The following is a 13,977-nucleotide window of genomic DNA, read 5'->3' on the forward strand; positions in this document are numbered from 1 at the left end:
TTAGAGGACTCCGTTAACTACAAATCCTAATAGACCTACTACCACTGCATAAAACATCGCTGCAGGAAGTGTCTTTCTTATTATATTCCCCTCTTGCCCTGTCAGACCTACCACTGCTGCTGCAGCTACCACATTATGTATACATATCATGTTTCCTGCTGCTCCTCCTATTACCTGCTGAGCCAGTACAACAGTTGGATTAATCCCAACTGAATTAGCTACCTGATACTGAATAGGAGAGAAAGTCAAAGTAGATACTGTTGCTGAACCAGTTATAAAGGCCCCTAATTCGCCTAGGAAAGGAGCTATTCCAAGCCAGCTTCCTTGAAATACAGAAGATAAAATATTAGCCAAGTAATTTGGCATCCCTATTCCCACTGCAGAATTTGCCGAATTACTGAAAATCTGAACAACAGCAAGTGTAAAGCAAAGAGCTACCGAAGCATTTTTTACAGAATCAAGTGTTTCCTTGGTTGCTTTTTTAAGTGCCTTTCCATCTCCCTTTAGAGATAATAAAGCTATAAGTGAAGCAATCGCCAGTACAGTTCCAGGAGAATAAAGTATCTGCCATTTAGAGGTAACACCCTCTCCCAAAATGTTTCTCCAGCTAAAGTCAGCATGTGTTAGAACAAATGTTTTCACCGGAAGTACAATCCTGGTTACAAGTAGCATCATTACTACTGCCACATAAGGCATCCAAGCTGAAAAAATATCTTTTGCAGAAACTGATTCTGATAAAGTTATTGTACCGTTTTCATTAAAAGTTACTTTTCCTCCTGAAGTATTGTTTTTCTTAAGGGTTTTAGTTTTAACCTCTACCTCATTTTCTGCTGCAGACTCTGTCTTCCACTCACAATTTTTAGGTATTAATATGCCTTTCTTAGCAGTAAAACAAGACACTACAAGCCCTGTAAGAGAAGCAAGTATAGATACAAATTCCGCTCCTAAAAAAGTAGAATAAAGAACAGCCGATCCTGCATAAGATGCACCTACTAAAACTGACCATGGAAGTATTTCAAAGGCAGCCTTAAAAGATTTTTCCTTACCGAAAAATTTAGTTAGTATCATAATAATCATTGTAGGAAGCAGTGTAGCAGTTATAAGATCCATTCTTGTTACTGTTCTTCCTATAAGGTCAAAGAACTCAGGACTTGCTCCTGGAATATTTCCTAAGCCAACAATAATCGGAGTTCCTACTGCTCCAAAAGATACTGGACTACTGTCTCCTATAAGTGCTATAGAGGCTGCTGCCAAAGGATTGAATCCTAATGCCACAAGAAAAGGCCCTGCAACTGCAGCTGGAGTTCCAAAACCTGCTGCTCCCTCTATAAGTGCCACAAAGAAAGCTCCAACAATAACTGCCTGGACTCTCATGTCCTTAGTAACACTGCTAAATCCTCTCTTTATTATGTCCACTCCCCCTGTATGGGTCATGACTTTTAAGAGTAAAATAGCACCAAATAATATCCATAGTATGGTTACAGACTTATGCACTCCCTGAAGTATTGAAGCTGTAATTATGTCTCCACCCATTCCCCACACACCAAAAGCTAAAAGCAAAAATATGACAAAAGTCAAAAACATTCCTTTTTTTGCAGGCATTCTCAAAACTACCAAAAATATCAAAGGTAACAAAATAGGCATCATAGCCACTAAAATCTGAATCATACTCATATACTTCCTCCCTATAAAAACGTCACAATAATCAAGCAAACAATATAAAAATTCAATCCATTTACACACCACTTAGCTATAAAATTATTTCTGTTTCACATTTAACTGTTGTTGGTTATAAAACTTTATATAAAGAAAGGAAGTAATGATCAATTTTTATGCCTATCTTGCTGATTAGCAGAATAATTTTTCAGATTCAACTATCATCCTAAGGCACTCCGCCTCTCTTTAACAAACTATGTTTCAACGGCTACTGCCCTTGTAGCCGTCTACACATAATACGTAAGATTACTTTGTTACAATGAATATTTTTGGAGTTTTGTGATTTACTGACAGACTTTTCCTGGATTCAGAATGTTCTTTGGATCAAACACCTGCTTTATCCCTCTCATTATTTCAATATTATTTTCGCAATATTGGTCAAACATGTAATTCTTTTTTGCGTATCCTATACCGTGCTCTCCAGATACAAGTCCGCCTAACTCTTCAGATCTAGTATACATTTTCTTGAACACTGCACTTAATTTTTCTTCCCACTTTTCCTGCTCTAGACCATCTCTGCATATATATATATGAAGGTTTCCATCACCAGCATGTCCGAAGCTTGGGATTCTTATATCAAATTCTTTTTCTAATTCCTTTGTATATTTTATGAATTCTGAGACACAGTTTCTAGGAACAACTACATCACATTCATCCATTTCGTCAGTAGAGGCTTTTATAGCTTCTAGAAAAGCACCTCTTGCAGACCAAACACTCTCTTTTCTTTCTTCTGTATCTACTATATATACATCAGTAGCTCCTATTTCCAGACATAGATCTGCAACTACTTCATAGTCTTTTTCTACTTGCTCTTTGGAATTCCCATCAAATGTCAAAAGAAGATATGCATCGCTTGATTTGTCTGGAAATGTCTTTCCAAGGAATTCTTCTGCAGAATAGATAACTTCTTTTTGCATAAACTCAACAGCTGTTGGAATAGCTTTTGATCTTATTATTGTAGGAACTGCATCTATTGCATTATCGATGTTTCCAAATGGAATCAAAAGACTTATAGAATACTTTGGTAAAGGTAATAGTTTAAGTACTGCCTTAGTTATAATTCCAAGAGTTCCCTCTGATCCTATAACAAGATCCTTGAGACTGTATCCGGCAGAGTTTTTTACAACCTTACCTCCCATTTCCATTATGTCACCATTTGGAAGTACTACTTCTAAACCACGGACATAATCACGAGTCACTCCATATTTTACAGCTCTCATTCCACCTGCATTGGTACTTATATTTCCACCTATAGTTGCACTTTTTTCTCCGGGATCAGGTGGATAAAAGAAATCTCTGTCTTCTACGTATTTTCCTATTTCCATAAGCAGAACTCCAGGTTCAACTGTAAGAGTAAGGTTATCTTCATCTAGTTCTAGTATTTTGTTCATCTGAGTAGTTTCTATCATTATCCCACCATGAATTGGTACCGATGCTCCTACAAGACCTGTTCCAGATCCTCTAGCTACGATAGGTATAGAGTGCTCATAAGCGTATTTTACAACTTTAGATATTTCAGATGAATCTAGTGCCTTTACCAGAATATCCGGTTTTCTGCTTATTCCTCCTAGTTCATCATGGGAGTAATCTTCACTTATGCCATCTTCCCAGAGTACTCTCTCTTTGTTACCCAAAATTTCAGCTATATTTTCATAATCTTCGATATTCACATTTTTATAATTCATAATTACTCCTTCCCAGCAGAGATTATATCTCTTCCAGTTTTTATTTTTTCCATAAGTTCTGGTATTATCTGGTACATATCACCTACTACACCCCAATGAGCCACATTAAATATAGGGGCATTTTCATCTGTATTTATTGCCACTATTGTGTCTGAGTTTTCCATTCCCGCAGTAAACTGAACCGCTCCGTGGATTCCGCATGCAAAGATTATTTTCGGTTTTACAGTTCTTCCACTAAGTCCTATCTGGGTCTTGCAGTCCATCCATCCGCTCTCTATAAGAGGTCTTGTACACGCTAACCTTCCTCCTAAAAGATCTGCAAATTCCTGCATCATATCCATGTCTGATTCTTTCTTCAAAGCTCTTCCTACTGCAACTATTACTTCAGCATCAGATATGCAGCTTTCTTTTTCCTTTTTAAATATATTTCTAACATTTATCTTTGAGATAAGTTTGCTCTTATCTACATCATGGCTGATTATCTCACCTGACTTAGTTTCACTTCTAACTGGTGCATCAAATATTTTATTTCTTACTGTACAGAATTGAGGTCTATGATTTTCAGTTACTATCTGAGCCATTATGTTTCCACCAAAAGCCGGTCTTATCTGAATTAAGTCACTGTTTTTTTTCATTTCAAGTATTGTACAATCTGCAGTAAGTCCAGTTCTAAATCTTGCTGCCACTCTAGGAGCTAAAGATCTTCCTAAAGTTGTTGCTCCTACAAGTACTGAAGATGGCTTTATCTCATCTATATAAGACTCAAATACACCTGTATAATTTTCTATCTTGAAGTGTTCTAATTCTTCATCTTCATAAAGATGAACTTGATCTACTCCGTAATGCAGAAGTTCTTCAGCCAGAGGTTTTACATTATATCCCATTATTATTGCCTGTACCGGATGCTTAGTAACTTTAGCTAATTCCTTAGCTTTTCCTATAAGCTCAAGTGTCACAGGATGTATCTCACCTGCAAAATGGTCAACATATACTGTTAATCCCTTCCAAAGCTCTTTATCAATTTTTTCAATTTCTGTATCCTCAAGTAGTTCTATTGCTCCCTTTCCCTGCTTCACACAGAGTCTGCACATTTTACATCCAGCGTTGATATCTAGCTTCCCGTTGCTTTCCTCTATAGCATTAAAAGGGCATAGCTCTATCAATTCTCTCATAAGTTTATGATCAACCTTATCGTGATTTATATGTAATTGTCCCATTTTTACCTCCTAAGCAAATTTATATTCTCTCATTCTCTTGTATAATTCCTCGGCTATCTCAACTGAACTTCCTGTTATTGTTTCTCTGTCCTCTGATTTCTCAGGGTTAAATATTCTTTCTACCTGAGTAGGAGAACCTTTTAAACCATACATAAATTCTTTTTTATCAGGAAGATCGTCTAGAGACATCACTTTTATATCTTTTTGCATTGCAGCAAATTTTCTTTTATATGATGGAAGTCTAGGAGTATAGATACCTTTTTCTACTGTAATAAGACAAGGATAAGGTATATCTTGTACCTCTATAGTCTCACCCATATCCGCCTCTACTGTGATATACTCTTCTCCTATCTCTAGTAATCTACTTACATTGGCTATGTGTGGAATGGCAAGATATTCAGCCATTTCAGGACCAACTTGAGCTGTATCTCCGTCTGTAGTTTGCTTTCCACAGATTATAAGATCAATATTTCCAAGGGCTTTTATTCCCTGTGCCAGAGTATAAGAAGTAGCTAGTACATCTGCACCTGCAAATCTTCTGTCTGATAAGAGTATCCCTTCATCGGCTCCCATCATAAAAGACTCTCTTATTACTTCTTTTGCCTGAGGTGGACCCATAGAGATTATTCCTATCTCTGAGCCTTTCTCTTCTTTGATTTTAAGTGCAGTTTCTAGTGCATAAAGATCATAAGGGTTAACCTTCGAATCCACACCATCTCTTAAAAGTACTCCAGTATCTGGATCTACCTGGACATCACTATTACCCGGTACCTGTTTCACACAAACAGCAATTTTCATTTTAAACCTCCCATTTTTGGTCTGACCAAAATAAAGTTTAAAAAAATTTGGTCTGACCAATTATTCATATTAATTAAAAAGAGAAATCATGAGATCTCTCTTTATTGATCTAATATATGATAGTACTTTTTTTTCATAAAAGTCAACACTATATCCTTAATTACTTTTTTCACTTCAGCCCTGTGAAATCAAGCTTTACAGGAGTATCAGTGTGCACTATTACCACTTTTCCTTTTGTTTTTAGTTACTCTAAGACTTTGTTAATTATTTATTTAATATATAAGACACCTGTAATTCAACCTAAAAAAAATTATAAAAATATTGTACTTTTTCAATTTATAGTTTTCTCTATATGATCAAAATGTTCTTTTATAGCCTTTTTAGCTTTTTCTAAATTTCTTTCTTTCAGAGCGTCTACAATAGCTTGGTGATCTTGATCGATTGTCTTCTTTCCAAATTTTTCAATAACTCTTTGCCTCGATGTTTTTACTGAATTTTCCAAAATTTCAGAAACAGAGTTTAAGATAGATATTATAAGCGGATTTTTAGAAGCCTTTGCAATAATAGAGTGGAACTCCAAATCTACCAGACTCATCTGTGCCTCGTTTGTGCTTTCTAATAGTCTCTGATGAACTTCTTCCATGTCTCTTATCTCCTCATCTGTTATTCTGCCTACACACAGCTCTATCGAAGATTCTTCAAGCATCTTTCTCAGCTCATACACATCATTATAAGTTCCATTCTGAAGAGAAAACATAAGAGTTATAGGATTATAGAGCATTTTTTCAAAATTATTTGTAATATAATTACCTCCACCTCTTCTACTCTCTACAAGCCCCATAATTTCTAAAACTTTTATTCCTTCTCTCACGGTAGACCTACCAATATGAAGTTTTTCAGCAAGAACTCTTTCAGGAAGTAATTTTTCCCCATATTTGATACTTCCTTTTTTTATCCCATCTTTTATATATTCGACAACTATGTCATATTTTTTTACCATTTCATCCCCCGTTTTCACTTAATTTTCTATAACTTAATTATAACATTTAAAAATGCCTTTAAAAAACTTATATTAGTAATTTGATAATTTATTTTCTCGTCAGACTCATCTAAAATTAACATAAAGCTAATTTTTTATTGTAAATTACAGTATTAATTTTATTCGAATACCTATGTTACTTTCTTTGATTTCCCAAAGAAAAATAATCAAAGAAAAGGCACCCCTAAAAAATAACAAAAATCACTTCTGAACTAAGTTTCTATCGAAATATAGCCGGTGAATCTCCTTATTTCAATGAAAGTGCATTTTACAAGATGATTTCTTAACGGTTTTTTTTAAAGATAAGAATTTAAACTCAGGTTAACTATATATTTATAATGTTAAAAAGTTAACTTTACACTATATTGTGATTTTATGATATACTTTTTTAGTATGATTTAAATTTTTTTATCATTCAAATAAAGTTAACTTTTCTTAAATTTCAAACAGGAGTTGATAAAGATGAAATGCCCATGTAAAGCCACAACATGCTCAAGACACGGAAAATGTCATGAGTGCAGGATGAAACACAGAAATTCTAGAACCGCATGTGTAAAATATGCTGTAGAAGACAAAAAAGAAAATTTATTTTGTCCAAAAAATAAAAATGATGAACTCTTTGGAAAGTGTTGGACTTGCAGAGAACAAGCTGAGATAAATAAAAATCTTCCATTATGCCAGGAGATAGGCCACAGATTATATAATGAGCATAACCCAGAAGCATAGACTAACATATTGAAATGGGCTGAAAGGTCCATTTTTTATTATCTAACCACAATGATATCTTGTTAAAATTCCAAAATTAATGTATAATTTTTTAGGAGGTGTGTTGCTATGTTTAAATTAACTGTCTTATCTATGCTTTCCTTTATAGTGTTGTTTTTAACCAATCCTACTCAGGAAGAATTTTTGAATTTCTATAATCAAAAGATAAATGAATCCAAAAAAGAAGAGACACTTACTAAAAAAATATTCTTAGAAAGTAAAAAAATATTTACCCAGATAAAAGTAGAAAGAAAAGATCGATATGTTTATAGTGTATATACCGTTGATTTTTCTGGCGAGAGAGAGGTATATATCGGAATTTTCAAGAAATTTTTTCTCAAAGAAAAAGTTGAATCTGCCGAAGATGGAGCTATAAAAACATATAATAAAATAATTCATACTGCCGGTACAATCCTTGAAAACGGATCTTACAAGGTCGAAGAAATAGTAGAAAACGCATCAAAATAATTTTATAGTAAATTTTGGCTCTCTTAATAAGGGAGCTTTTTTATTTATAAGGCTATTTTTCAATTGATCTTTAATAATAAAATGAAGGTTTTTAGTAGCCCATGAAAATTTAAGTTAAATATTTCAACTTAAAGGAAGGAGTTCTATAGTTTTTCTAGAAAACTAACTTAGAGATATTATAAAAAGGAGGTATTGTATTATGGAGATAGACTCTATGTACATAAAGGACTTTGAAATGGCACTTCATTATGCAGTTCAGTCAATCAAAAAAGAAATAGAAATATGCGAGGAAACCTCTGATAAAACCCAGAAAGAAATATTAGAAAAAAGACTTGAAAAATTTGAATTCTTAATAAAAAAATTATCAAAAATGCAGCCCTAAAAGCTGCATTTTTATTTGCAATATTATTTTTAAAAAAATTTATGATTAATAATTATATTCATCTCCAGGATTTAATATAACTACGTCACAGGTTTTGACTGCTTCTTTAAATTCATAAGGGTCACTGTTTATAACAGGGAATGTCTTATAATGCATAGGAATAGCAATTTTAGGTTTTATAAATTCTACAGCTCTCACTGCATCCTTTACATCCATTGTAAAGTTCCCACCGATAGGAATAAGAGCTATATCAATATTCTCCTCTTCAAGAAGTTTCATATCTAAAGTGAGTCCGGTATCTCCTGCATGGTATATTTTTTTATTATTAACCTCAATAACAAAGCCTCCTGGATTACCTCCGCAGATCATTCCTTCTTCAGTAGTTATTCCAGATCCATGAAGGGCAGGAGTCATTTTTATCGTCCCAAAGTCCATCTTTATTCTTCCGCCTATATGCATCGTATGTACTTGTACGTCAAATTTACCAAGATATGCTCCTATCTCATGGTTGGTTATAATAGTAGCTCCTGTAGCTTTTGCAATAGGTACTGCATCCCCAAAATGATCCCCATGTCCATGAGTTACAAATATATGAGTAAGTTCTCCAACTTCTTCTTTACTTATAGGAGACTGAGGATTTCCTGTGATAAAAGGATCAATAATGGCCTTAAAAGATCCTTCTTCTAAATAAAAACATGAGTGTCCTAAAAATTTTAATTTCATAAACTACCTCCTTAAATTCTTTAAAATATTATATTACACACTCCATAAGTATTCAAATAAAACTTTTAAAGACCTTTTATATAAATATATGATAAAATATAATTGTCATTAATTTACTTTGATAGTTAATAATTCAAATCACTTTTGTCACTAATAAAAGCTAATGAAAATTTTATAAAAACTAAAGCTTTCTATAATCATCCAAGTGACAAAATGTCCTCACTAAATTATAAGAAACCAAATTACTTTTATTTAGGTAACGATTGAGTTTAATTGCTTAAATAATACATTTTTATACAAAATTATCAACTGTTATTTTTTTAAAGGAAAGCTAAGCCTAATTTTGAAAAAATCTACATAATATTATAAGATTATCCATATGAAACCATTAAATTTATAAAAAATTTCAAATACACTGTCAGGAGGTTGACCTATGAAAAAATTTTTACTTATTATATTTGCACTCACTGCATTTTACGGATGTGCTTCCCTAGAAGAAGGTACTTCTAAAGTGCAACTTTTAGAATATAAGTTGTCAAAGATACAAAATGAAAATACCAATTCTGAAAAGGAGATAAAAAACTACAAAAAAAGAATCACAGCCTCTAAAAATGAAATCTCAGAAATAAACCAAAAGCTCTCTGAAATAAAATCTCTTGCAGAAGAATCTGAAACTATTCATGTTTTTCAGGAAAAAATTACACCTAATTTAAAATTTGAAAGAAAATATTTTGGTAAACTTCCTGAAACTTTAAATTATGTCTTTGTAAGAAGCCGTCGAATAAACCTGAGAGAAGGGCCTACTACTATAAGTACAATTATCTCAAATGCAAATTATCTAGACAAACTTCCTCTCCTTGAAGAGGTTACGAACAAGCAGGGAACAAAATGGTACAAGGTATTAGACAAAAGTGGCAGGGAAGTCTATGTTCACTCTGGCGTGGTAGTAAAAAGAATCTTTAGGTTTAACACAATGGTTGACAATCTAAACAAGTTAGACACTTTCATTAACGGTGAACTAGAAAAAAACCGTACGATTGCTTTTATTAGGGCCTACGTTCCAAATCCCAACAGCGTAAACCTAAAAAGAAAAAAAGACAGATATGGAAATGTGGCAGATCAAAGTGCTGCAGCACATTCTGAAAGAGGAACGCTATTTATTCCAGATAGTACAATAATATCAATAGACGAAAACGAAATCACTGAGAATAATATGACAAAAATTAAAGTCTCTTATGCCACTGAGAAATCAATCTCTGTGCACAATTCTTTTATATCAAAGTCACCTAAAATAAACAGGTCTCCCAATAAGGCAGTTGTTATTGATACAACCAATCAAAACTTTGGAGTTTTCCAGAGAATAAAAGGTGAGTGGACTCTCATATCCTATGTCTATTCAAAAACAGGCTCAAAAAGTCGTCTGGGCTTTAGGACTCCTAAAGGATTTTTTATGGTTCCCAATGCAAAAAAAATAATGACATATAACAGTGAAATAGGTGAAAAACAGGGGTATGCCCAGTACGCTATCAGATTTTCAGGAGGCGGCTATATCCACGCCACACCTTTTAGCTATGATGAGAATAAAGAGGCAACCAGAGGTTGGAAAGAAGGAACCCTAGGAACTTCCCCAGGAACGAGAAAATGTGTAAGAAATGAAGAGGAACATGCAAAATTCTTGTTTGACTGGGTTCTTAGAGGAAAAATATCAAATGAAAATTATCAGAGTGTATACGACAATGTGGCAGTAATTGTGATGTAAATAAAAAAAGCTGAGAATCTTGATGATTCTCAGCTTTTTTCTATCCAATGCTCTAAAAGCTCTTTTGCAAGAAATGTATCTTCTGGTTTTTCTTGTGAAACTTCTACCTCTAAATCCTTGTTTAGGTATACATAATTGACAGTGTCGCAAATAGGACATTTAGAATAAAGCACCTCAGAATATTTGTATACGTAGAGATTATTTATATCTTCTTTTACTGCCTGAAACTCCCAGTGAGCTTTTTCTAATTTCTTTTTTTTCAAGGCTCTTGGTTTCAAAACATCGTAATGTTCTCGACAGTTACAGCAAGATATAATAGCTTTTTCATTTTTATCTTTAATATCAAAAACACCCATAAAAAACACCCCCTCTACAATGAAGTTATACGGTGTAATATTATATATCCTCCTTTGAAAAATTAATAAAATAAATTAAAATTTAGTTGATTTATTGGTACTTACAGGCTAAAATTTAACTATAACAAAAAAGATTAAGGAGGTATACAATTATGAAGAAAATTTTAATGTCGTTAGCTGTAATAACTGTCTTAGCAGGTTGTACTTCATCCAAGGTAGAAGAAGTAAATGAAAAAATAACAATGCTAGAGAAAAAGGTGGTTGCTGCTGAGAAAACTTCAGCTGGACTACAAGATGAAACTATGATCCTCAAAAATGAAACTATGACTCTGGAAAAAAATGTAGATATGCTAAATACAAAAGTTGAAGCAATTAAAGAATCACTATCTCAATAAGGAGGAAAATCTATGAAGAAAATAGTAGTTATGCTTGCAGCTTTAGCAGCTCTTTCAGGATGTAGTTCTGCAGATGAAGAAACTGCAATGTTGAATAAAATGGAAAAAAATCTTAATAAAATAGAGGAAAATAATGCCACTACAGGATCAATGATAGACCAGTATAAAACTAGAATATTAGATGCAAAAACAAATGTGGCTAATTTAGAAAAAGATATCAATGCAATAGATTCCTTTATAAACCCAGAGACAGTATTTGAAAAAAATGGCGTAATCGTCAAGAGGGAGAGAGATCAGCTTACTCTTATTATGCCTACAGATGTAGTCTTTGATTTCAACAAGTCCGAGATCAAAGAAGATTTTAAACCTCTTCTTGATTCTCTTTATGAGGCTTTGACTATTTATAAAGGGTTGTCTGTAAAAATCGACGGTCATACTGACAATATAGGTTCATATGACTACAACCTCAAACTTTCACAAAAGAGAGCTGAGAGTGCAAAGGAGTATCTTGTATCTAAAGGCCTTAATGCAGGAAGAATCATAACTGAAGGGCACAGTTTCTCTACACCTGCTGCAAGTAATGCAACACAGGCAGGAAGGGATAAAAACAGAAGAATAGAGGTAGTTATAAAAAAATAATTATTTCATTCAGAGGTTTCTATAGCAAAACTATAGAAACCTTTTTTACTTATATTTTTTCAATACAAAAATACCATTACTAGTATAGATTATAGGGAGGAAAATTGTGCTTTTAGAGTTTGAAGGTATATTACCAAAGTTAAATGAAAAAACATTTGTGGCAGAAGGAGCAAAAGTAATAGGAGATGTAGAAATGGATGAGTTTTCAAGCATCTGGTTCAACTGCGTAGCAAGAGGAGACGTGTCTAATATATATGTGGGAAAATATTCTAATGTACAGGACAACTCAGTCTTACACGTGGCAGACAACAAACCTTGTATTATAGGGGATTATGTAACAGTAGGTCACAATGTCGTTCTTCACGGGTGTGAAATAGAGGATCATTGCCTTATAGGAATGGGATCCACTGTACTCACAGGGGCAAAAATAGGTCGTGGGAGTATAGTCGCAGCTGGGGCACTTGTAAAAGAAAATCAAATTGTTCCACCAAACTCCCTTGTGGCAGGAGTGCCAGGTAAGATAATCAAAACTGTAGAAAACCAGTGGGACAGTATACATTCCCAGGCTGTAAAATATAAAACCCTCTGGACAAAAAGATATGGTATTATGCCCGACGCCGATGGCGAAGTCTACGGCGGTGAAAAAATAGTCTGATCTTTTGATAAGTAATTTTACCGTTTTTCGTAACAAGGGTACTTTTTAACCATATTTAATTTTTTTAATTTTTATCAAACAACACTCCTCCAGCCTTTGTTAAAAGTCTGTAAATAGTACAAGTTGTAAAGAGTGTGTTGTATACTGATCATTTATCGACCTTTTAGAGAATAAAATAAGTTCGTTTTTTACTCATAATAATATAGACGAATTCTCTAAAAACAGTTATAATATATTTTGTAGAGTTAGGTCGATAGATATTTTTATAACTAAATATATTTACAATATAGGAGGTATTGCTTTGAAAAAAATAGCCATATTAACGAGTGGAGGAGACGCTCCTGGAATGAATGCTGCAGTAAGAGCCGCAGGTAAATTCGCCCTTAATACTGACCTGGAAGTATACGGAATAAAAAGAGGATACTTAGGTATGCTAAATGATGAAATATTTAAAATAAGCTCTCAAGACCTTGGAGGAATAATAGACAGAGGTGGTACTTCGCTTCTTACTGCAAGATGTCCAGAGTTTAAGGACCCGAAAATAAGGGCAATTGCTGCTGAGAATCTAAAAAAGAGAGGTATTGACGGACTAATAGTTATAGGAGGAGACGGATCTTTCCACGGTGCTGATCTTCTTTCAAAGGAACACGGTATAAAAGTAATCGGTATTCCTGGAACTATCGATAACGATATCGCTGGTACCGACTATACAATAGGTTTTGACACATGTCTAAATACTATTCTAGATGCTATACAAAAGGTAAGGGACACTGCTACTTCTCATGAGAGAACTATCCTTATAGAGGTAATGGGAAGAAATGCCGGAGACCTTGCTCTTTACGCTTCTATGGCTGGTGGGGGAGATGGAATATTGATCCCTGAGCAGGACAATCCTATCGAAGTGTTGGCTTATCAGATACAACAGAGAAGAAGAAGAGGTAAACTTCATGATATTATCCTAGTTGCTGAAGGAGTAGGATCAGCTCATACTGTTGCAGAAGAATTAAAGAAAAAAGTACATACTGACGTAAGAATCGTAGTGCTTGGTCATGTACAAAGAGGAGGTACTCCATCAGGGTTTGACAGAGTACTTGGTACAAAAATGGGCGCTAAGGCTGTACAACTTCTTTTAGAAGAAAAAGGATGTCTAATGATCGGTATAGAGGGTAACCAGATAGTTACTCACCCTATTGAATATGCTTGGGAAGGTCAGAGAAGAAACCATATGGAAGACTATGAATTAACTCAAGTCTTATCAAAATAAAACTAATATAATTTTTAAACAGAGATTCCAAAGGAGTCTCTGTTTTTTTATTGCGATATTTTTTTTATTTATCGCTTGAATAAAAAACAGCAAGAGAAAAACATATATAAGTGTAC

At 33.8% G+C, this 13,977-nt stretch carries 15 protein-coding genes; 8 read left to right on the forward strand and 7 right to left on the reverse strand.

Annotation, left to right across the window (positions count from 1 at the left end; translation table 11 throughout):
* The 5 genes from ILYOP_RS04990 to ILYOP_RS05010 form a co-directional block, all read right to left on the reverse strand.
* On the reverse strand, window positions 1-1,674 hold the full coding sequence (locus tag ILYOP_RS04990; protein ID WP_013387435.1) for an L-lactate permease: 1,674 nt from the start codon (window positions 1,672-1,674) through the stop codon (window positions 1-3).
* Window positions 1,675-2,000: 326 nt separating this feature from the next.
* Window positions 2,001-3,401, reverse strand: a complete 1,401-nt coding sequence (locus tag ILYOP_RS04995; protein WP_013387436.1) for an FAD-binding oxidoreductase — start codon at window positions 3,399-3,401, stop codon at window positions 2,001-2,003.
* Window positions 3,402-3,403: 2 nt separating this feature from the next.
* Window positions 3,404-4,618 carry an electron transfer flavoprotein subunit alpha/FixB family protein gene (locus ILYOP_RS05000; protein WP_013387437.1) on the reverse strand — a complete coding sequence of 405 codons (1,215 nt, stop codon included), beginning with the start codon at window positions 4,616-4,618 and terminating at the stop codon, window positions 3,404-3,406.
* Between the two features lie 9 nt (window positions 4,619-4,627).
* Complete coding sequence (locus ILYOP_RS05005; protein ID WP_013387438.1) at window positions 4,628-5,416, reverse strand: electron transfer flavoprotein subunit beta/FixA family protein; 789 nt, start codon at window positions 5,414-5,416, stop codon at window positions 4,628-4,630.
* Between the two features lie 331 nt (window positions 5,417-5,747).
* Window positions 5,748-6,416 (reverse strand): FadR/GntR family transcriptional regulator, encoded by a 669-nt coding sequence (locus ILYOP_RS05010; RefSeq protein WP_013387439.1) that lies wholly within the window; start codon window positions 6,414-6,416, stop codon window positions 5,748-5,750.
* A 501-nt stretch (window positions 6,417-6,917) separates the two neighbouring features.
* On the opposite strand from ILYOP_RS05010, the gene ILYOP_RS05015 reads away from it, so the two are divergent.
* The 3 genes from ILYOP_RS05015 to ILYOP_RS05025 all read left to right on the forward strand — a co-directional run bounded on the left by ILYOP_RS05015 (window position 6,918) and on the right by ILYOP_RS05025 (window position 8,070).
* A complete protein-coding gene (locus ILYOP_RS05015; protein WP_013387440.1) occupies window positions 6,918-7,181 on the forward strand; it encodes a hypothetical protein in 264 nt (87 codons plus the stop codon).
* A gap of 108 nt (window positions 7,182-7,289) precedes the next feature.
* Window positions 7,290-7,688 carry a hypothetical protein gene (locus ILYOP_RS05020; protein WP_013387441.1) on the forward strand — a complete coding sequence of 133 codons (399 nt, stop codon included), beginning with the start codon at window positions 7,290-7,292 and terminating at the stop codon, window positions 7,686-7,688.
* Between the two features lie 199 nt (window positions 7,689-7,887).
* Window positions 7,888-8,070, forward strand: a complete 183-nt coding sequence (locus tag ILYOP_RS05025) for a hypothetical protein (RefSeq protein WP_013387442.1) — start codon at window positions 7,888-7,890, stop codon at window positions 8,068-8,070.
* 45 nt (window positions 8,071-8,115) lie between these two features.
* Here the strand turns inward: ILYOP_RS05025 and ILYOP_RS05030 are convergent, their stop codons facing one another.
* Complete coding sequence (locus tag ILYOP_RS05030) at window positions 8,116-8,793, reverse strand: metal-dependent hydrolase (protein ID WP_013387443.1); 678 nt, start codon at window positions 8,791-8,793, stop codon at window positions 8,116-8,118.
* A 433-nt stretch (window positions 8,794-9,226) separates the two neighbouring features.
* On the opposite strand from ILYOP_RS05030, the gene ILYOP_RS05035 reads away from it, so the two are divergent.
* A complete protein-coding gene (locus tag ILYOP_RS05035) occupies window positions 9,227-10,552 on the forward strand; it encodes an SH3 domain-containing protein (protein WP_013387444.1) in 1,326 nt (441 codons plus the stop codon).
* A 29-nt stretch (window positions 10,553-10,581) separates the two neighbouring features.
* Here the strand turns inward: ILYOP_RS05035 and ILYOP_RS05040 are convergent, their stop codons facing one another.
* Entirely contained in the window at window positions 10,582-10,908 is a 327-nt protein-coding gene (locus tag ILYOP_RS05040) for a hypothetical protein (protein WP_013387445.1), read from the reverse strand.
* Between the two features lie 152 nt (window positions 10,909-11,060).
* Here ILYOP_RS05040 and ILYOP_RS05045 point away from each other — a divergent pair, with 152 nt between their 5' ends.
* The 4 genes from ILYOP_RS05045 (at window position 11,061) to pfkA (ending at window position 13,861) form a co-directional block, all read left to right on the forward strand.
* On the forward strand, window positions 11,061-11,303 hold the full coding sequence (locus ILYOP_RS05045) for an SH3 domain-containing protein (protein WP_013387446.1): 243 nt from the start codon (window positions 11,061-11,063) through the stop codon (window positions 11,301-11,303).
* Between the two features lie 12 nt (window positions 11,304-11,315).
* Window positions 11,316-11,942: an OmpA family protein gene (locus ILYOP_RS15125; protein ID WP_013387447.1), complete on the forward strand. Its 627-nt coding sequence runs from the start codon at window positions 11,316-11,318 to the stop codon at window positions 11,940-11,942.
* 106 nt (window positions 11,943-12,048) lie between these two features.
* A complete protein-coding gene (locus ILYOP_RS05055) occupies window positions 12,049-12,597 on the forward strand; it encodes a gamma carbonic anhydrase family protein (protein ID WP_013387448.1) in 549 nt (182 codons plus the stop codon).
* Between the two features lie 301 nt (window positions 12,598-12,898).
* Entirely contained in the window at window positions 12,899-13,861 is a 963-nt protein-coding gene (gene pfkA, locus ILYOP_RS05060; RefSeq protein WP_013387449.1) for a 6-phosphofructokinase, read from the forward strand.
* The last annotated feature ends 116 nt before the right edge of the window (window positions 13,862-13,977 follow it).

The sequence above is a fragment of the Ilyobacter polytropus DSM 2926 genome, from assembly GCF_000165505.1.
GTDB lineage: Bacteria > Fusobacteriota > Fusobacteriia > Fusobacteriales > Fusobacteriaceae > Ilyobacter > Ilyobacter polytropus.

Bases quoted from the DNA above. Each gene is read 5' to 3' on its own strand.
- ILYOP_RS05000 (WP_013387437.1), bottom strand. From the start codon at position 4,618: ATGGGACAATTACATATAAATCACGATAAGGTTGATCATAAACTTATG.
- ILYOP_RS05045 (WP_013387446.1), top strand. From the start codon at position 11,061: ATGAAGAAAATTTTAATGTCGTTAGCTGTAATAACTGTCTTAGCAGGT.
- ILYOP_RS05020 (WP_013387441.1), top strand. From the start codon at position 7,290: ATGTTTAAATTAACTGTCTTATCTATGCTTTCCTTTATAGTGTTGTTT.
- ILYOP_RS05025 (WP_013387442.1), top strand. From the start codon at position 7,888: ATGGAGATAGACTCTATGTACATAAAGGACTTTGAAATGGCACTTCAT.
- ILYOP_RS05030 (WP_013387443.1), bottom strand. From the start codon at position 8,793: ATGAAATTAAAATTTTTAGGACACTCATGTTTTTATTTAGAAGAAGGA.
- ILYOP_RS04995 (WP_013387436.1), bottom strand. From the start codon at position 3,401: ATGAATTATAAAAATGTGAATATCGAAGATTATGAAAATATAGCTGAA.
- ILYOP_RS05035 (WP_013387444.1), top strand. From the start codon at position 9,227: ATGAAAAAATTTTTACTTATTATATTTGCACTCACTGCATTTTACGGA.
- ILYOP_RS15125 (WP_013387447.1), top strand. From the start codon at position 11,316: ATGAAGAAAATAGTAGTTATGCTTGCAGCTTTAGCAGCTCTTTCAGGA.
- ILYOP_RS05040 (WP_013387445.1), bottom strand. From the start codon at position 10,908: ATGGGTGTTTTTGATATTAAAGATAAAAATGAAAAAGCTATTATATCT.
- ILYOP_RS04990 (WP_013387435.1), bottom strand. From the start codon at position 1,674: ATGAGTATGATTCAGATTTTAGTGGCTATGATGCCTATTTTGTTACCT.
- ILYOP_RS05005 (WP_013387438.1), bottom strand. From the start codon at position 5,416: ATGAAAATTGCTGTTTGTGTGAAACAGGTACCGGGTAATAGTGATGTC.
- ILYOP_RS05015 (WP_013387440.1), top strand. From the start codon at position 6,918: ATGAAATGCCCATGTAAAGCCACAACATGCTCAAGACACGGAAAATGT.
- ILYOP_RS05010 (WP_013387439.1), bottom strand. From the start codon at position 6,416: ATGGTAAAAAAATATGACATAGTTGTCGAATATATAAAAGATGGGATA.